Source organism: Pseudomonas glycinae, assembly GCF_001594225.2.
Classification (GTDB): Bacteria; Pseudomonadota; Gammaproteobacteria; order Pseudomonadales; family Pseudomonadaceae; genus Aquipseudomonas; species Aquipseudomonas glycinae.
In genome coordinates, this window is record NZ_CP014205.2 from 5406361 (window position 1) to 5423325 (window position 16965).

The 16965-nt window shown below is 59.1% G+C and carries 17 protein-coding genes; 6 read left to right on the top strand and 11 right to left on the bottom strand.

What is annotated here, in order from left to right; all coding sequences use genetic code 11:
* Window positions 1–62: 62 nt before the first annotated feature.
* Window positions 63–863, bottom strand: coding sequence for a phosphatase PAP2 family protein (locus tag AWU82_RS24710; protein ID WP_064382746.1), 801 nt, complete (start codon window positions 861–863; stop codon window positions 63–65).
* Between the two features lie 104 nt (window positions 864–967).
* Here AWU82_RS24710 and hslO point away from each other — a divergent pair, with 104 nt between their 5' ends.
* Window positions 968–1870, top strand: coding sequence for an Hsp33 family molecular chaperone HslO (gene hslO / locus AWU82_RS24715; protein ID WP_064382747.1), 903 nt, complete (start codon window positions 968–970; stop codon window positions 1868–1870).
* Window positions 1871–2051: 181 nt separating this feature from the next.
* Complete coding sequence (locus tag AWU82_RS24720; RefSeq protein WP_064382748.1) at window positions 2052–3593, top strand: phosphoenolpyruvate carboxykinase; 1542 nt, start codon at window positions 2052–2054, stop codon at window positions 3591–3593.
* Window positions 3594–3670: 77 nt separating this feature from the next.
* Here the strand turns inward: AWU82_RS24720 and AWU82_RS24725 are convergent, their stop codons facing one another.
* From AWU82_RS24725 to AWU82_RS24750, 6 genes are all read right to left on the bottom strand, one after another.
* On the bottom strand, window positions 3671–4942 hold the full coding sequence (locus AWU82_RS24725) for a type II toxin-antitoxin system HipA family toxin (RefSeq protein ID WP_064382749.1): 1272 nt from the start codon (window positions 4940–4942) through the stop codon (window positions 3671–3673).
* On the bottom strand, window positions 4939–5418 hold the full coding sequence (locus tag AWU82_RS24730; protein ID WP_064382750.1) for a helix-turn-helix domain-containing protein: 480 nt from the start codon (window positions 5416–5418) through the stop codon (window positions 4939–4941). The genes AWU82_RS24725 and AWU82_RS24730 overlap by 4 nt, the downstream gene beginning before the upstream one ends.
* Before the next feature lie 149 nt (window positions 5419–5567).
* Window positions 5568–5732, bottom strand: a complete 165-nt coding sequence (locus AWU82_RS24735; protein ID WP_170928947.1) for a hypothetical protein — start codon at window positions 5730–5732, stop codon at window positions 5568–5570.
* A 61-nt stretch (window positions 5733–5793) separates the two neighbouring features.
* Window positions 5794–6093: a hypothetical protein gene (locus AWU82_RS24740; RefSeq protein WP_007952679.1), complete on the bottom strand. Its 300-nt coding sequence runs from the start codon at window positions 6091–6093 to the stop codon at window positions 5794–5796.
* A gap of 347 nt (window positions 6094–6440) precedes the next feature.
* Window positions 6441–7568 (bottom strand): hypothetical protein, encoded by a 1128-nt coding sequence (locus tag AWU82_RS24745; RefSeq protein ID WP_064382751.1) that lies wholly within the window; start codon window positions 7566–7568, stop codon window positions 6441–6443.
* Between the two features lie 102 nt (window positions 7569–7670).
* Window positions 7671–7952 (bottom strand): hypothetical protein, encoded by a 282-nt coding sequence (locus tag AWU82_RS24750; protein ID WP_064382752.1) that lies wholly within the window; start codon window positions 7950–7952, stop codon window positions 7671–7673.
* Between the two features lie 304 nt (window positions 7953–8256).
* Between AWU82_RS24750 and AWU82_RS24755 the strand changes: the two genes are divergently transcribed.
* The gene (locus tag AWU82_RS24755) at window positions 8257–8760 is read left to right on the top strand and encodes a hypothetical protein (RefSeq protein ID WP_064382753.1); all 504 of its coding nucleotides are present in this window, start codon (window positions 8257–8259) and stop codon (window positions 8758–8760) included.
* A gap of 17 nt (window positions 8761–8777) precedes the next feature.
* Here the strand turns inward: AWU82_RS24755 and AWU82_RS29370 are convergent, their stop codons facing one another.
* Window positions 8778–8912, bottom strand: a complete 135-nt coding sequence (locus tag AWU82_RS29370; RefSeq protein ID WP_256576150.1) for a hypothetical protein — start codon at window positions 8910–8912, stop codon at window positions 8778–8780.
* A 234-nt stretch (window positions 8913–9146) separates the two neighbouring features.
* On the opposite strand from AWU82_RS29370, the gene AWU82_RS24760 reads away from it, so the two are divergent.
* From AWU82_RS24760 to AWU82_RS24770, 3 genes are all read left to right on the top strand, one after another.
* On the top strand, window positions 9147–11075 hold the full coding sequence (locus AWU82_RS24760) for a RecQ family ATP-dependent DNA helicase (protein ID WP_064382754.1): 1929 nt from the start codon (window positions 9147–9149) through the stop codon (window positions 11073–11075).
* Between the two features lie 109 nt (window positions 11076–11184).
* Window positions 11185–12408, top strand: coding sequence for a 3-hydroxyacyl-CoA dehydrogenase (locus AWU82_RS24765; protein ID WP_064382755.1), 1224 nt, complete (start codon window positions 11185–11187; stop codon window positions 12406–12408).
* Window positions 12409–12439: 31 nt separating this feature from the next.
* Window positions 12440–12871 carry an acyl-CoA thioesterase gene (locus AWU82_RS24770; RefSeq protein WP_064382756.1) on the top strand — a complete coding sequence of 144 codons (432 nt, stop codon included), beginning with the start codon at window positions 12440–12442 and terminating at the stop codon, window positions 12869–12871.
* Between the two features lie 65 nt (window positions 12872–12936).
* On the opposite strand, the gene AWU82_RS24775 is transcribed toward AWU82_RS24770, so the two are convergent.
* The 3 genes from AWU82_RS24775 to fdhD all read right to left on the bottom strand — a co-directional run bounded on the left by AWU82_RS24775 (window position 12937) and on the right by fdhD (window position 16889).
* On the bottom strand, window positions 12937–13416 hold the full coding sequence (locus AWU82_RS24775; RefSeq protein WP_064382757.1) for a glycine zipper domain-containing protein: 480 nt from the start codon (window positions 13414–13416) through the stop codon (window positions 12937–12939).
* 288 nt (window positions 13417–13704) lie between these two features.
* Window positions 13705–16053: an FdhF/YdeP family oxidoreductase gene (locus tag AWU82_RS24780; RefSeq protein ID WP_064382758.1), complete on the bottom strand. Its 2349-nt coding sequence runs from the start codon at window positions 16051–16053 to the stop codon at window positions 13705–13707.
* Window positions 16050–16889, bottom strand: a complete 840-nt coding sequence (gene fdhD, locus AWU82_RS24785; RefSeq protein WP_064382759.1) for a formate dehydrogenase accessory sulfurtransferase FdhD — start codon at window positions 16887–16889, stop codon at window positions 16050–16052. Before fdhD ends, AWU82_RS24780 begins: the two co-directional genes overlap by 4 nt.
* Window positions 16890–16965: the final 76 nt, after the last annotated feature.

Below are 16965 nucleotides of genomic sequence, written 5' to 3' on the forward strand. Positions count from 1 at the left end.
CAGCCTGCCGGCCTGGGTTCAAGACCCGTCGGCGGCTGCGTTTTTTATCCAGCCATCTTTGATTACCGCGCGGACACCACGCTCATCCGCGAAACCACCGGCAGCTTGCCCAGCAGCCGGAAGACCGGTGCCGTGACCTTCAACCAGAAGTTCGCCGCGTGATAAGCAAACGGCGTGTAGTAACCCCAGCCCAGTGCCCAAATCGCCAGCAGCAGGCCTCCGATGTAATCGTCCTGACCCCAATGTGCACCGGCGACCAGACGCGGCAACATGAACAGCAGCGCCAGACCCCAGATCACCAGGAACTGACCGACCGTACGGCTGAACACGCCCATGAAAAGAGCCCAGATCAGCAGCACCGAGGCGTGGTCACCGGGGAAGCTCTGGCTCGAGCGGTCCTTCAGCTCCCAGGTCTTCTCCAGATGCGGGAAGTAATCGCTGATATGCACCGCGCCTTCGAGCACCATCGACGGGCTGCTGTGCTGCCAGCCCATGTGATCGGAGAACTTGGAAAACAGCGCGCGGATCACCACCATTAGCAGCAGGATCGAAAAAAAACCGAAAAAGGCGCGGCGCACATCAATTGCCCTGAATACCCAGTCGCCCTTGATCAGCAGCATCAGCAGAATCACGCCGACGACAATGTCGAACGGTCGCAGACTTGCAATTGCCCAGATGTGGAGCCATATGGGGTTGCTGGCCAGCGGTGCGTTGAGTGAGCGGAACAGCCACTCGTCGAAAATCACACACAGCATCTGACCTGTAGGCCATAACCAGAAAGCCAGCAGTGCCAATGGCACAACGTTGCACAGAACCAGCCGGCCGAGGTTCCACCTTGATTGGAACAAACCCGGATTGTTCATAAAATGCCTCCCGTGGCTGAACATCGGCATCAAAAAGGATGCCAGAAGCGCGGGATTTTCATTCTTTGTAACCATTTTGTCATCACATTCAGATACCCAGACCTATGACCGATTTCCTCGATACCGATTACACCCAACGCTTCATCTTCGATGACAGCGACACGCGCGGCGAACTGGTGTCGCTGGAGCGCAGCTACGCCGAAGTGCTCGCCAAGCACCCGTACCCGGAACCGGTTGCGCAATTGCTGGGTGAACTGATGGCTGCCGCCTCATTGCTGGTGGGCACCCTGAAATTCGATGGCTTGCTGATTCTGCAGGCCCGCTCCGAAGGCCCGATCCCGCTGCTGATGATCGAGTGCTCCAGCGAGCGCGAGATTCGTGGCCTGGCGCGCTACCACGCCGAGCAGATCCCGGCCGACGCAACCCTTGGCGACCTGATGCCGAACGGTGTCCTGGCCTTGACCGTCGACCCGATCGCCGGCCAGCGTTATCAGGGCATCGTCGACCTCGACGGCGAAACCCTGTCCGACTGCTTCACCAACTACTTCGTAATGTCCCAGCAGGTCGGCACTCGCTTCAAGCTCTGTGCCGATGGCCGTCGTGCCCGTGGTCTGCTGCTGCAGCAACTGCCGGCCGATCGCCTGAAAGACGAAGAAGAACGCGCCGCCAGCTGGCAGCACATCACCGCGCTGGGCAACACCCTGACCGCTGATGAACTGTTGAGCCTGGACAACGAAACGGTTCTGCATCGCCTCTACCATGAAGAGCAGGTTCGTCTGTTCGATGTGCAGACACTGCGCTTCCACTGCAGTTGCTCCCGCGAGCGTTCGGGCAATGCACTGGTCAGTCTGGGTCTGGAAGATGCGCAGGCACTGGTGGCCGAGCAAGGTGGCCAGGTCGAGATCGATTGCCAGTTCTGCAACCAGCGCTACCTGTTCGACGCAGCGGATATCGCTCAATTGTTCGCTGGCGCGGGCGTCGACACGCCGTCAGATACCCGGCACTAAAACGGTTCAGCGCAGGTAAATTCACTGCTCAACGACGGAATTACGCCGTTACGACGGGAGGGCCCTACTCTTTTTGGGCTTTTCTGGCATAATCCGGCCCACTTTTTTCGCGGTAGTAGTGCACGACTTTCTACTACAAAACGTTTGGAGCACACTCGGCCACTGGCCGACGGGGAACCTCATGACGCAAGCCAATAACGCCGTGTACACCGATCTGAGTGTTGATGATCTGGTAAAAGAAGCCCTGAACCGCGGTGAGGGCGAGCTTGCCGATACCGGCGCTCTGGTTGTTCGCACCGGTCATCGCACCGGCCGTTCGCCAGTCGACCGTTTCATCGTTGAAGAGCCTTCCACCCAGGCAGCCATCGCCTGGGGCCCGATCAACCGCAAGTTCCCGGCCGACAAGTTCGACGCGCTGTGGGCTCGTGTTGAAGCATTCAACAACGCGCAAGAGCATTTCGTTTCCCACGTGCATGTAGGCGCGGCCGAAGATCACTACCTGGCCGTGAAGATGACCACCCAGACTGCCTGGCAGAACCTGTTCGGTCGTTGCCTGTTCATCAACCCGGCCCAGTACAACCCGGCCGGTCGCGAAGAGTGGCAAGTGCTGAACGTCGCCAACTTCGAGTGCGTGCCTGAGCGTGACGGCACCAACTCCGATGGTTGCGTGATCATCAACTTCGCCCAGAAGAAAGTGCTGATCGCCGGCATGCGTTACGCCGGTGAAATGAAGAAAGCCATGTTCTCCGTGCAGAACTTCCTGCTGCCGGCCGCCGACGTGCTGCCAATGCACTGCGCTGCCAACATCGGCGAAGACGGCGACGTGACCCTGTTCTTCGGTCTGTCGGGCACCGGCAAGACCACCCTGTCCGCCGACGAAAGCCGTTACCTGATCGGTGACGACGAACACGGCTGGGGCGAAGGCGTTGTCTTCAACATCGAAGGCGGCTGCTACGCCAAGTGCATCGACTTGTCCGAGAAGAACGAGCCGGTCATCTGGAAAGCCATCAAGCACGGCGCGGTGCTGGAAAACGTCGTGATCGACGACGCCAAGCACGCCGACTACGCCGATGTCAGCCTGACCCAGAACAGCCGCGCGGCCTACCCGCTGGAGCACGTTGCCAAGCGTTCCGAGAAGAACCTGGGCGGCGAGCCGAATGCTGTGATCTTCCTGACCTGCGACCTGACCGGCGTCCTGCCGCCAGTGTCGATCCTCAACGAAGAACAAGCGGCCTACCACTTCCTGTCCGGCTACACCGCTCTGGTGGGCTCGACTGAAATGGGCTCGGGCAGCGGCATCAAGTCGACCTTCTCCACCTGCTTCGGCGCACCGTTCTTCCCGCGTCCGGCCGGCGAATATGCTGAACTGCTGATCAAGCGCATCCGCGGCTTCGGCTCCAAGGTCTACCTGGTCAACACCGGCTGGACCGGCGGCGGCTACGGCGTCGGCAAACGCTTCAACATCCCGACCACCCGTGCGGTGATCGCAGCGATCCAGAGCGGCGCGCTGATCGGTGCAGCCACCGAGCACCTGGACACCATCAACCTGGACGTGCCACTGGCCGTACCGGGCGTCGAAACCAACCTGCTCAACCCACGCAACACTTGGGCTGACAAGGCTGCGTACGACGAAGCTGCAAAAGCACTGGCCGGTCTGTTCATCGAGAACTTCAAGAAGTTCGAAGTGAGCGACGCGATCAAGGCTGCCGGGCCTAAGTTGTAAGACTTAGTTTTGGTGAATGAAAAAGCCGCCTGTTGAGGGCGGCTTTTTTGTGGGTGATGGATTAGTTGCGGTCGCTTTTAATATGCCGACAGCTGGAATGCGGGGGCCATTCTTTCCTGTTCACGTCTCGGAATGCCGAGCGCACCAGCCAATTCCGGCCACTGCGTTACGGTCTCTTTGAAGTCGTTGATGATTTTGTCGGCATCCTCTCGGTCAAGCCGGAAGTTAATCGCCACTTCCCGAGCAAGGTCCAGATCCAGTGCGTTATCAGAGTCCGTGATGTTCAGTTTCAACCCATCCGCGTTCGCCACCGGATTCATGTCGTAAGCCTCAGACAACCTCCACCCGCGACCAGGATCGAGAAGGAATCCGTGGTTGCGCAAGTGGTCGTCGGTGTTCGAAACGAGGATGTTGAAGACGATTCGCGACCACAGCTCGCGCAGGTCGGTGTCGACTTCAGAGCCGTGTTCAATGATTACTCGAGCCAGTTCGATGTAGCTGGCGCCGTTCGAGGCATCGTCACCGTCGACGCGGTCGGTCATGGTCATGGCTGAGGCGAAGTGGAAGCGGCCACCGGATTTGCTTCGGTCAAAGCGCTTGACCATGAAGCAGTGGTGCTGGCTTGCGTAACGTTGAGCGGTGCCAGTCGCTACTCTTAACCCGCAGTTCTTGGCCAGAGCATTCACCACCATTTCCCAGGCACCGACGTCGTAGTCATCTCGAATGCTCGGAAACTTGGCGATCCACAGATGACCGTGGCGATCTGCGACGCTGGCCTTGGGTCTGGCGCCACCCAGCGAGCCGCCGGGTGCGATCAGCATTTTCAACCACTCGCGTCCTTCAAGTGCTGTGTTGTCTGGGTCGTTTTCCAGTGCACGGCTTGCTTGCTCCAGTGCGCGCAACTCCAGAAACGGCGGGGCGGCTATGCCGTCGCGGTCATCAAGAAAGCTGCCTTCATCGTTGAGCTTGTAGCGCAAGCCTCCAACGCGAAAGAGGTCATGTACACCCAGTAGGCAGTCGGATTCGTAAAGCTTGCTGCCGCTTGGCAACAGCCCGTCGCGAATGTCTCGCTCCAGACGCCGTTTCATCAGTAAACGTCCCCAACGATCGGGGCTTGAGTCTGCAAACGCGCCGAACTGGGTTTGGTGCCCGCCGGGAAACTGGTGCCCTTCGAAAAGGTTGATGCGGGGATCGAGCTTTATAAAGCTCAGTTCTGGATCGGCCAGTGCGGCTGGATCGTACTCAAACTCGAACACTTCGTTAGCACGGGCCTTTCTGGCATGCAGAAATCCGAGGCGTCTTGCGCCATTCAAGGATTCCCAATCTGCATAAACCGCAATTCGCGTCATTCTTCACCTGTTTTGGAGCCGCTTTTTTTCTTGTTCAACAGTTCTGAAAGCGAGTGGGTGTTGAGGGGGAAGACTTCGGTCAGACTGGCGATGTAGGCGCTGTCTTCCTCCACTCGTGTGCTTTTTTCGCCGACCAGAGGCGACTTCTTGATCCTGGATGTTCCGCGTACTCGCTGGGGTTTTGCTCCAGGCAGCAATTGTGCGTCCTGCAATCGGCGCCCCATCTCATCGGCTTCGGCCAGTTTATTCAGGTCCTTTTCCAGCCCGAGTACCTGCATGACCGACAGATAGGCACCGATGGTTACCCCCGAGCCTCCGGACTCTAGAGAGCGCAACGTTGTCAGCGACATGCCTGATCGTTCTGCGACTTGCTTGGCCGTCAGTTTTCGGCGCAGGCGGGCCAGCTTCAGGCGCTCGCCAAACTCGGAAAGCAGTCTGGAGGTCGCCGGCAGGAGCGATGCTGTCTTATTAGCCATGTGCCAATATTCCTTCTTTTTTTAGCTTTAACTACCAGAATAGTAGCACTTAAGACTGAGAGGAATATTCGGCAAGACAACTGGAGGCAGAAACGCCTAATTGGAAGCATTCCAGCTGTTTTTATGGCTAATGAGCAGAATTTTGGTACTTATTTGTCTTGGTCATTGTCAGCACACGGGGCGTTGTGAAGATGTTCTTCGATTTTCAGCGGCATCTTTGGAGCAGGTTTCGAGTTGAGGTCTCCGTGCTCGCGGCGAAAGATTTCATCCGCCTGTTTGACGCTTTCCATCTGCTCATCAAAAAATTTGCTCACGAGAATCTCCATTGTTTGATTGGGTTTTTTCCATCGCTCTCAGGTAGCGCCTGACTCAGCCTCAGGCCGGCGCTTTCCAGTTGAGCATTCGCTGCTGGGCGACCTGGAGCAGGTCATAGCCGTCTTTGGTGAGAAGGTAGAGTGCGTGTGTGATGTGCGGGATGTCTTCGACGTCGGCGTGTTTGAAGCAGAGGCAGTAGAGGGTTTGCAGCAAGTCGCTTGAGGCGCGCAGGCGCTGGACGGCGCATTCGAGGATGTCTTGCGGGTTGGCCTCGGTGTCGATGACGAGGGGCTTGGTGTCGGTGAGGTTGGAGTCGAGTGGGCGGTAGCGATCGGAGTGGAGCTCGTTCCATGATTTCATTTTTTAGATCCTCAATTGCTTCGAATGAAGCCACCACATCGTGACCAAGCGACTGGAGGCGACTGTGTTCGGGTTGGTCAACCGGTGAGGATCATGCACATACCCGGCACGCTCGAGAGCGTCCCAAACACAGCCACCATAACGCTGCTGGCAATTGAGTGCCGGCAGCATACAGCGGACGCGAATGCATGATCCATTCGGGTGACCAAGCCCGAGCCGCTGAATTGGCAGCGACAGCCACAACTATAGGTTTCGGCCCACTGGGGCTGATAGAAGACAAGGCGCCGCTGCGTGTAGGAACGGGATGCAGATTCGGGCAGTCCGTTCCTACAGATCAATCACGGTTTTCAACGAATTGCTCGATATCCTTCAACATCCAGCACACTCGTCGTCAGCCCGGTCGCCGGGGTGTAGATCCCGCCTTTCACCGTCGAGAACGGCACGCCTTTGCTGCCCAGCGAAACGTAGCGCTCGCCTTGATCCAGCTCGGTGAACCAGGTGTAGGAGCACTTCTCCATGGCCTTGTATTTCGCTGCCGCGTTGACGATGGCGGCGGCATGGTTGCGCAGGTCGGCGTCGGTGAGGTTGAGGTTTTTGTCGAGTACGGTGCCCCAGCGTTTCAGGCAGACCTCGGCAAAGTGGCGGACGATGAGGCCGGGTTCGGCCAGCACTTTGGGACCACTGTTGCCATCGGCGGAGGCGTTACCGACCAGGGTGGCGTGACGGCCAGGCATCGGGAAGATGCTGGTCTTGGTGCCGGTCGCGGTTTGCGGGATGACGCAGCTGAAACCCTTGGAGCGTTCGTCCCGTGCATAAAAGCCCACGTATTCCTTTACGTTGTAATTGAGTTTAACCCGATGCTCCTGAAAGTTACCGATACCAGGTACCGGATCAATGGCGAAGATATTAACCGGAATGTTTGTCAGCATGCTGTCATTGAACATAGCGTTGGCCAGCATATGGCAACTGATACCGCCACGGCTCCAGCCCACCAGATTGACTTTTGTTGGAATAACGCCGTCCTTGCGGAAGGTTTTAATGATTTGTTCCTGCAATTTCTGTTGGGTGACGCTGCGGTCACCATAGTTATATTTGCGCCATAGCCAGGAACCTTCGACCTTTACATCTTCAATCGGGATGCCGGCGGCTTTGAGGCGGTTGTATTCCGCTTCGGTCAATTGCTCGCGCTGCCAGTCACACTTGCCTTTGATGATGTTTACCGCGTGCTGGACGTTTTCCTCCCAGCCCTTGCCGAACAGGGTTCCGCTGAGGCCGTAGTCCTTTGATTGGGTGAACAGTTCATCGGCTTGCAGGTTACTGGTGCCGGGGCCGTCGACCACGATCCATTCGGCGAACTCGCGACCCGCGTGATGTGAGGCGAGTGTGGATACCAATTCACCATCCCAATAATTTTCGTGGGCGTTATCAAACTTTGTCGAACCTGTACCGCAAAAGAAAATAGTTAACGTAGTCATGTTGTTGCTCCTGGTTGATGTAAGAGCAAGCAGGCTAGTTCTCAACTTTGCAGTAATGGAAGCGATGGGTTGTTGCGAACTTTGTAAGTTTTGGATCTGGCGTTAATTATTTATTCGTTGCCTGGCAACTTCCAGCAAGTCACAACCGTCTTGGGTCAATAAATAAAGCGCATTGACGATGTTGGGGATGTCTTTCACATCGGCCTGTTTGAAACACAAGCAGTAAAGAGTTTCCAGCAGATCGCTGGCGGCACGCAGACGTTGATCGGCGGCATTGAGCAGGTCTCCCGGTTCTGCCTCGGTGTCGATAACCAATACCGGTTTTTCGCTGTCGCAAGTCTTGAGAGGGCGAAAACGGGTATTCAGCGGTTTGTACATATTCATGATCAAGGTGTGTCCCTTACGAAGTCGCTTCGGTGAGCCGACACGGAGTTTTCAGTCGCGCCAGCCACTATAGAAGGGCGCTGACCGGAGGGACAATACGGCCGCAATGGACAGATTTCGTAAGGGTTTTTTCCATGATATGGGCATTTGCCCTACATGTTTATTCGGTTTTTCAAAGCCAAACCCTTATTGGCGAATTTTCCGACGTGATTATCAGGCGTTTCAGAGTAAACCTCTGTATGGTGCGCGCCAGAATCCGTAGGGCGTTTCCAAACGTCCTGCACAGGCTTAAAGGGAATTAGGTATGCAGTGGCTACGAATGGCCTCGATCGTTTTGCTGTGGGTTAGTGGTTGTCGTCTGGCGTTGGCCTCCGACGCGGGCAACGGGTTGGTGCTTGCCAACCTGGAGCGCACCGGTTGGCCCGACGCGCTCGCCACTCAGGCCGACATCGACACGGCTGCCCGCGCGGAGGTGCTGGTTTTCGCCAAGGCTCTGCTGGCAAGCGAAGCCCTGGACGAGCCGGAACTCACACAACGACTGGGCGTGCAGCAAATGCAGCTCAAGTCGATCAGACAAGTACGCGACGGTCTGTGGGATCGCCTGCTCAACACCTACCGCAATGCCAGCACTCAGTGCGACGAGCAAGCATTTTGCCCCCGTATCCGCAGCGTTGCCGACTTGCGTCAACTGGCGGCAGCCTTCACCGGCGATATCAGCCCGGCTCATGCACGATGGGCGAGCAAGAGCCTCGATGTGCATGAACGGGTGCTGGATGAGCAACTGCGGGTAGCCGTATTGCGGCCCTGACACAGCGCTTGCGGGGGTTAAGTCGATGGCGCTTCGGTGACGGTCACAACGTTGGCCAGGATCGGCGGAAAGTCGTCTGGAGAGGGCGTGCAGCCTCCCAGCAGCAGGGAGGCAAAGATCAGGGCGAGGGGCAGTTTCAAGTTGTTCGACATATTCACTCCTTGGTAAAAATCCATGCACATGGGCCGTCCTGGCTCAAGGCGTGACGGACATTACCCTCGGGTCGTTCCACACGGCGATGAACAAAGTGTTTCATTTGATTGATCCCTTGACCGAGCCGGCGACCCTGTATCATCCCGTTTCGATTTGACCCCCGACCTATTCTCGACTCGCTGCAATTGCCCGCTAGGCTGTTGGCATCACAGCGGTCAACGGAGTGACAGCGAATGCACAACACCCTGGAACAGGTTTTCGGTTATCCACAGTTTCGACCCGGCCAGGAGACCGCAATCAGCGTCGTTCTCGCCGGGCGCTCGGCCGCCGCGATATTTCCCACCGGCTCCGGCAAATCCCTTTGTTATCAGGTCCCGGCACTCTTGCTGCCACACCTGACGCTGGTGGTCTCACCGTTGCTGGCGCTGATGCAGGATCAGCTCGAGTTCTTGCGCCGGCACGGGATATCCGCAGGCAGCATCGACTCGGCACAGACCCGCGAAGACGCCAACGATGTGATGGCCCGCGCACGTTCGGGTGAACTGAAGATCCTGATGATTTCCGTGGAGCGTTTGAAGAACGAGCGCTTTCGCAATTTTTTGCAGCAGGTGCCGATCTCGCTGCTGGTGGTGGACGAGGCGCACTGCATCTCCGAATGGGGCCACAACTTTCGGCCTGACTACCTCAAGCTGCCGGACTACCAGCGCCAGTTCAACATCCCGCAAACCCTGCTGCTGACTGCCACGGCAACGCCGAAAGTGATCGCCGACATGCAGGCGAAATTCTCCATTGCTGAAGACGATGTGGTGACCACCGGTTTCTATCGGCCCAACCTCAATCTGCTGGTCGAGCCGGTGCGTGGGCAGGACAAGCGCCGACGGCTGGTGGAGTGGATGAGCGCGCGCGCGGGCCAGCCGAGCATCGTTTACGTCACCCTGCAGAAAACCGCCGAGCAGATTGCCGAACATCTTGAGCGCAATGGCATTCAGGCCGAGGCTTATCACGCCGGTTTGCCCCATGAACAGCGGGACGCGATCCAGAAGCGCTTCATGGGTGGGCAGTCCAATTGCATCGTCGCCACCATCGCCTTCGGAATGGGCATCGACAAGAGCGACATCCGCAACGTGGTGCATTTCGACCTGCCCAAATCCATCGAAAACTACAGCCAGGAAATCGGCCGTGCGGGGCGTGACGGGCAGCCGTCCGACTGCCTGGTACTGGCCAACCGCGACGGCCTCAACGTGCTGGAAAACTTCGTGTATGGCGACACGCCGGAACAGGACGGCATTCGTCATGTGCTGGACGAGTTGCAGGCTGCTGCATCGGAAGGCCAATGGGAGTTTCTGCTCGGGCCGCTGGCGGATCAGAGCAACATTCGTGCGTTGCCCTTGAAGACGCTGTTGGTGCAATTGGAGTTGCGAGGACTGATTGCCCCGCGCTACGCGTACTACGCCGAGTACCGTTTCAAATACCTGCTTGAGCCCGAGGCTTTGCTCGAGCGTTTCGAAGGTGAACGCAGGGATTTCGTCGCCGCAATCATCCACACGTCGAGCCGTGCGCGCACTTGGGCCACGGTGAATTTCGAGGCGATGTACGAGCAGTATTCCGCCGATCGCAACCGGGTGGTGAAGGCACTGGATTATTTCCAGGAGAAGGGCTGGGTCGAGCTTGAGAGCAAGCAGATGACCGAGGTCTACAACGTCCTGCGTGGTGATTTCGACAGCCAGGCCTTGAGCGCTGAACTGCATGAGTACTTCACCCGCCATGAGCAAACCGAAGTGGCGCGGATTCACGCCATGCTCGAGCTGTTCGCCACCGAGCGATGTCTCGGTTATCGGTTAGCCGAATATTTTGGCGATCACAATGCGCCTCAGCGGTGCGGACATTGTTCCGTGTGCCATGGGCAAGTCGCCCGGCTGCCGGCGCCGCCGGAATTGCCGGCGCTTGTGGATAAAAACTTTACGGAGTTGTGTGGGGAATTTATCCACAGGCATCAGCAGCACGCTGGCAGTGCTCCGTCGGCCGAGCGGCTGACCCGGTTCCTCTGCGGAATCAGTGTGCCGCTGTTTACCAAACTCAAGGTGCGGGCCATTTCGGGGTTTGCGGCACTGGAGGAGTATCCCTACGCCGAGGTTCGGGCCTGGGCTCAGACGCATCTTTGAGCTCTCGAATCCATCTGCTGAATGTCGATCATCACGGCAATGAACTTCAAAAATGGCCGGTGGCTGACTATGGTGATGGCTGTCTTCGGATCGCCAACAAGAGAACAACATGAGCCAGACATCCTTCACTATTCAGCAGGCCGCCGTGATCGGCGCCGGCACCATGGGCCGCGGCATCGTCATGTGCCTGGCCAATGCCGGCGTGTCAGTGCAGTGGGTCGATAACAATCCACAGATGCTCGAGCAGGCGCTGTCCAGCGTGGCCGAGACTTATGCACACAACGTGCGACAGGGACGGATCGATCAGGCCGAAGCCGATGCGCGGATTGCCCGTGTCAGCACGGCGGCCGACTATGTGGCGATCCGTAATGTCGATCTGGTGATCGAAGCGGTGTACGAGAATCTTGAGCTCAAGCAGAAGATCTTCCGCGAGCTCGATGGCGTGCTGAAGCCCGAGGCGCTGTTGGCGAGCAATACTTCGGCGCTGGACATCGACGCCATTGCGGCCGCGACACGGCGGCCGACTCAAGTGCTGGGCCTGCATTTCTTCAGCCCGGCGCACATCATGAAGTTGCTGGAAATAGTCCGTGGCGCGCAGACCGCACCGGCTGTGCTGGAGGCTGCGCTGGACCTGGGCAAGCGCATGGGCAAGGTCAGTGTGGTATCGGGCAACTGCCACGGCTTTATCGGCAATCGCATGCTCCATCCGTACGTGCTCGAAGCGCGCAAGATGTTGCTCGAAGGGGCGTACCCGCATCAGGTCGATGCAGCCTTGCAGAGCTTCGGTTTTGCCATGGGGCCGTTTCGCATGTACGACGTGGTCGGCATCGATCTCGAGTGGCGTGCCCGCGAGCTGGCAGGCAAGGGGCAGGACGCGCCAGAGGTTCAGGTGGATAACCGTTTGTGCGAGCAGGGTCGGTTCGGTCAGAAGTCCGGCAACGGTTATTACCATTACGAGCCGGGCAGCCGTCAGGCCGAGCATGATCCCGAGGTCGATGCGCTGGTGTTGAGTGTCAGCGAAGGGTTGGGATTTCATCGGCGGGATATCGGCTCGGAGGAGATCCTCGAGCGGTGTCTGCTGGCGTTGGTCAACGAGGGCGCGAAGATCCTGCAGGAAGGGATTGCCGAGTCGGCGCATGACATCGATCAGGTCTATCTGAATGGCTATGGCTTCCCAGCGGAGCGGGGCGGGCCGATGGCCTGGGCGGACGATCAGGGGCTGGCCGATATTCACAAGCGATTGCTGGCGCTGGAGACCCGGCAGGGCGATCACTGGCGGCCGGCGCCATTGATCGGCGAGCTGGCGGCGCGAGGCAAAGGTTTTTACCTTTAGACTGGGCAGATCACTCCAGGAATCAACACTGATGTCCAACCCGATGCCGCAACGCAGCGATTACCCGCATTTCCAGCCGATCACTACGCGCTGGCACGACAATGACGCCTACGGCCACGTCAATAACGTCACCTATTACAGCTTCTTCGATACGGCGGTGAACACCTACCTGATCCAGGTTGGAGGGCTGGATATTCATGACGGCGAGGTGGTGGGGTTTGTGGTGAGTTCGTCTTGCGACTACTTCGCGTCGATCGCTTTTCCGGATCGAATCGAGATTGGCCTGCGGGTCGGGAAACTGGGCAACAGTTCGGTGCAATACGAACTGGCGGTGTTCAAGGAGGGAGAGGAGGAAGCCAGTGCCGCTGGACGTTTTGTGCATGTATTCGTCGACCGGGCGTCCAATCAGCCGGTGTCGATCCCGGCCCCATTGCGCGAAGCGCTGGAACGCCTGGCGATGTGACAGGCAAAAAAAATCGCAGCCCGGGGGAGCTGCGATCTGGATGTATCGGCTAAAGAGGCCAGGCCTCAGTCGCGGTAGTAGCGGTGGTGCTTGCGATGGCCATAGGCATGGCCACGACCTGGGTGACGGTCACGGTAGTAGCGACGATCATCATGGCGACGATCGTAATGATGATCATCGTCATCGCTCTTGTTGCCCATGTAGTTGCCCAGCGCGCCACCCGCGCCGCCACCGGCTGCTGCGCCGATCAGGCTGCCGGTGGTGCCGCCCATGCTGCGGCCGACCACGTTGCCGCCGGCTGCGCCCAGCGCACCGCCGATGGCTGCTTCGCCACGGCTGCGCTTGTCGGCGCCCACCGCACTACCACCCGCGCCGCCCAGGGCTGCGCCAATGGTTGAACCTGTACTGCCGCCTAAGGATTGACCGACGACCGAGCCAAGAACCCCGCCCAATGCGCCGCCCACACCTGCTTCGGTGGTGCCTCCGGCAGAAGCGAAGCCACTGACCAGGCCAAGGGACAACAAGAGAATCGAGGAGAACTTCATAGAGGAGCCTCAAAGGGATGACGGCGCGATCCTGAGGCTCTGCGATGGGCGTGACAATCGAAATCCGACGAATAGCACGACCTGTATACAATTCTGCAAGTTGCTGATTTTTGGGCGGAACTTAACGGTTTTTCGCCGGTCTTTAGCTACTTCGGACAGGCCGCTTTGATCACAAGGCGGCCTTTTTTGTGGGCGTTTGAAAAGTGTCTGCAAGATGTTTCGAGTCTGACTTTCGGACGCGGAGCGTCCACGGCTGCGCTCCCACGCAGAGCGTGGGAGCAATCAGAATCAGGCCGACTTGGCCATGATCAGCCCCGTCTCACTCGCCGCTTCCAGCCGGATAGCGATGAACTTCGACGTCGGCGTATGGCTGCCATCGCCGGTGCTTTCCAGCGGCACCAACGGGTTCACCTCAGGGTAATAAGCCGCCGCCTGCCCGGCAGGGATATCGAACGCCAGCAGCGTGAAGCCCTTCACCCGACGCTCGCGGCCATCGTCCCACAGCGACACGATGTCAGCCTTCTGCCCCGGCTTGAAGCCCAGGCGAATGATGTCCGCCTCGTTGGCGAACAGCACGTCACGCTGTCCCTTCACCCCGCGATAACGGTCGTCAAGACCGTAGATCGTGGTGTTGTACTGATCGTGAGAACGCATCGATTGCAGGATCAGGTCCGGCAGTTTGCCGGTGGCGCGGGTGCGTTCGTGGATCAAGTCTTTGGGCAGCAGGTTCGGCTTGAAGTTGGCCCGGCCCGACGTGGTATTCCACTTGCGCGCGCCGGCGCTGTTGCCGAGGTAGAAACCGCCCGGGTTCTTGACCTTCTCGTTGAAGTCCTTGAAGCCCGGAATGGTGTCGGCGATCAGTTCGCGGATGCGTCGGTAGTCGGCCACCAGCCAGTTCCAGTCCACCGGTTTGCTGCCCAGGGTCGCGGCGGCGATGCCGGCGATGATCGACGGCTCCGAGCGCATCTGGTTCGACAGCGGCTGCAACTGACCGTTGGAGGCGTGCACCATGCTGAACGAGTCTTCCACGGTGACGGCCTGCGGGCCTTCGGTCTGGATGTCGATGTCGGTACGGCCCAGGCACGGCAGGATCAGCGCGTCCTTGCCGTGGGCCAGGTGGCTGCGGTTGAGCTTGGTGCTGATCTGCACGGTCAGGTCGCAGTTGCTCAGGGCCTGGAAGGTGCGCGGGCTGTCCGGCGTGGCCTGGGCGAAGTTGCCACCCAGCCCGATGAACACCTTGGCGCGACCTTCGGCCATCGCGTGAATCGCCTCGACCACGTTGTGCCCGTTATGGCGCGGCACCTTGAACTGGAAGCGACGCTCCAGGGAATCGAGGAACGCCACCGGCGGACGCTCGTTGATGCCCATGGTGCGGTCGCCCTGCACGTTACTGTGGCCGCGCACCGGGCACAGACCGGCGCCGGGCTTGCCGATGTTGCCGCGCAGCAGCATCAGGTTGGCGATTTCCTGGATGGTCGGCACCGAGTGACGATGCTGAGTGATACCCATCGCCCAGCACATGATCACGTTCTTGCCTTTGGCGTACATGCGCGCCGCCTGTTCGATTTCCACCAGGGTCAGGCCGGACTGCGCAACGATCTGCTCCCACGGCGTGTCATCGACGACGCCGAGGTATTCCAGCACGTTGATGCTGTGTTCATTGAGGAAATCGTGATCGAACACGGCCGGTGCGCCAGCCTTCTGCGCATCGCGTTCCCATTGCAGCAGGAACTTGGCCATGCCGCGCAACACCGCCATGTCGCCGCCCAGTGCCGGGCGGAAATACGCGGTGTTGGTCGGCTTGTCGCCGTTGGTGAGCATCTCCAGCGGGTGCTGCGGATGCTGGAAACGCTCCAGACCGCGTTCTTTCAGCGGGTTGACGCACACCACCTGGGCGCCGCGTTTGACTGCTTCACGCAGCGGTTCGAGCATGCGCGGGTGGTTGGTGCCAGGGTTCTGGCCCCAGACGAAAATCGCATCGGCGTGTTCGAAGTCGTCGAAGGTCACGGTGCCTTTGCCGACACCGACGCTTTGCGCCAGGGCCACGCCGCTGGCCTCGTGGCACATGTTCGAGCAGTCGGGGAAGTTGTTGGTGCCGAACGCGCGCACGAACAGTTGATACAGGTACGCCGCTTCGTTACTGGCGCGGCCCGAGGTATAGAACTCGGCCTGATCCGGACTCGACAGCGCTTGCAGGTGTTTGCCGATCAGCGCGTAGGCATCGTCCCAGCTGATGGGTTTGTAGCGATCGGTTTCGGCGTCATACACCAGCGGTTCGGTCAACCGACCCTGATACTCGAGCCAGTAGTCGCTCTGTTCCAGCAGCGAGGTGACGCTGTGTTTGGCGAAGAATTTGCCATCGACCCGGCGCTTGGTCGCTTCCCAGTTCACCGCTTTGGCGCCGTTCTCGCAGAACTTGACCATGCCGCTTTCCGGCGAATCGCCCCAGGCGCAGCCCGGGCAGTCGAAGCCGCCGTTCTGGTTGGTCTTGAGCATCATGCGCAGATTTTTCAGCGCGTTGTCGCTGGTCAGCCAGGCCTGGGCCACGCTGATCAGTGCGCCCCAGCCACCGGCCGGGCCCTTGTAAGGCTTGTAACGCGGAACGGGTTTCTGGTCGGCTTGATGATGTTGGCTCACGGGTGTTTCTCCATTTCTGGGCTATACACCCGCGGCGCGTTTTTCTGCGGCAGGTGGATGAGATTGAGGTTGTGGCGCCGGGCCCATTGCACGGCAAGGCCGGTGGGCGCGGACAGGCTGACCAGGGTCTGAATCCCGGCCCGCAAAACTTTCTGGATCAATTCGAGGCTGCAACGGCTGGTGACAATCGCCACGCCACCGGCTGTGGATATCTTTTGCCGGATCAGGCCGCCGATCAGTTTGTCGAGGGCGTTGTGCCGGCCGATGTCTTCACGGCCCAGCAACAATTCACCGCTGGCGTTCATGAAGACCGCCGCGTGCACTGCGCCGCAATGCTGGCCCAGCGGTTGGAACGCACCGATACGCTGGCGCAATCCATCGAGCCATTCGGCGGGCGGCAACGGTGCGCCGGGCAAAACCCTGAGCTCAGGCAGCGCCTGCTCCACCGCTTCTACGCCGCACAACCCGCAACCGCTGGTGCCGGCCAGTTGCCGGCGTTGCTGTTTAAGGTTCCAGAAGGCGCGGTTGGCGATGGTCACTTGTGCGTATTGCGCCGAGCCCGAGCCGGTCAGTTGCAGGTCGTAGATGTCCGAGGCGTCTTCGATGATGCCGCTGCCGAGACTGAAGCCGACGATGAAGTCTTCAAGGTCTGTCGGCGTGACCAGCATGACGGCCTGGCTGATGCCGTTGTAGGCAATCGCCAACGCGACTTCTTCGGCCAGCGCGGTACTGGCTGATTCCGCGAGGGGGAGATCGCTGTAGCTGTAGGTCTGACTGGCGGCAGGCGCGGGTGTTTCGAGAGCAGGCGCCGCGCAGGCCGGGCGCTTGGCGTTCATGGCATCACCGATGGATTGATCAACGTTAAGACTAGGCGCGGCAAGATGTCGCGTCTAATCGCTAGTGTCGATCCCT

Excerpts from the sequence above, each read along its gene's own strand:
- AWU82_RS24710 (WP_064382746.1), bottom strand. The coding sequence starts at position 863 with ATGAACAATCCGGGTTTGTTCCAATCAAGGTGGAACCTCGGCCGGCTG.
- hslO (WP_064382747.1), top strand. The coding sequence starts at position 968 with ATGACCGATTTCCTCGATACCGATTACACCCAACGCTTCATCTTCGAT.
- AWU82_RS24720 (WP_064382748.1), top strand. The coding sequence starts at position 2,052 with ATGACGCAAGCCAATAACGCCGTGTACACCGATCTGAGTGTTGATGAT.
- AWU82_RS24725 (WP_064382749.1), bottom strand. The coding sequence starts at position 4,942 with ATGACGCGAATTGCGGTTTATGCAGATTGGGAATCCTTGAATGGCGCA.
- AWU82_RS24730 (WP_064382750.1), bottom strand. The coding sequence starts at position 5,418 with ATGGCTAATAAGACAGCATCGCTCCTGCCGGCGACCTCCAGACTGCTT.
- AWU82_RS24740 (WP_007952679.1), bottom strand. The coding sequence starts at position 6,093 with ATGAAATCATGGAACGAGCTCCACTCCGATCGCTACCGCCCACTCGAC.
- AWU82_RS24745 (WP_064382751.1), bottom strand. The coding sequence starts at position 7,568 with ATGACTACGTTAACTATTTTCTTTTGCGGTACAGGTTCGACAAAGTTT.
- AWU82_RS24750 (WP_064382752.1), bottom strand. The coding sequence starts at position 7,952 with ATGAATATGTACAAACCGCTGAATACCCGTTTTCGCCCTCTCAAGACT.
- AWU82_RS24755 (WP_064382753.1), top strand. The coding sequence starts at position 8,257 with ATGCAGTGGCTACGAATGGCCTCGATCGTTTTGCTGTGGGTTAGTGGT.
- AWU82_RS29370 (WP_256576150.1), bottom strand. The coding sequence starts at position 8,912 with ATGTCGAACAACTTGAAACTGCCCCTCGCCCTGATCTTTGCCTCCCTG.
- AWU82_RS24760 (WP_064382754.1), top strand. The coding sequence starts at position 9,147 with ATGCACAACACCCTGGAACAGGTTTTCGGTTATCCACAGTTTCGACCC.
- AWU82_RS24765 (WP_064382755.1), top strand. The coding sequence starts at position 11,185 with ATGAGCCAGACATCCTTCACTATTCAGCAGGCCGCCGTGATCGGCGCC.
- AWU82_RS24770 (WP_064382756.1), top strand. The coding sequence starts at position 12,440 with ATGTCCAACCCGATGCCGCAACGCAGCGATTACCCGCATTTCCAGCCG.
- AWU82_RS24775 (WP_064382757.1), bottom strand. The coding sequence starts at position 13,416 with ATGAAGTTCTCCTCGATTCTCTTGTTGTCCCTTGGCCTGGTCAGTGGC.
- fdhD (WP_064382759.1), bottom strand. The coding sequence starts at position 16,889 with ATGAACGCCAAGCGCCCGGCCTGCGCGGCGCCTGCTCTCGAAACACCC.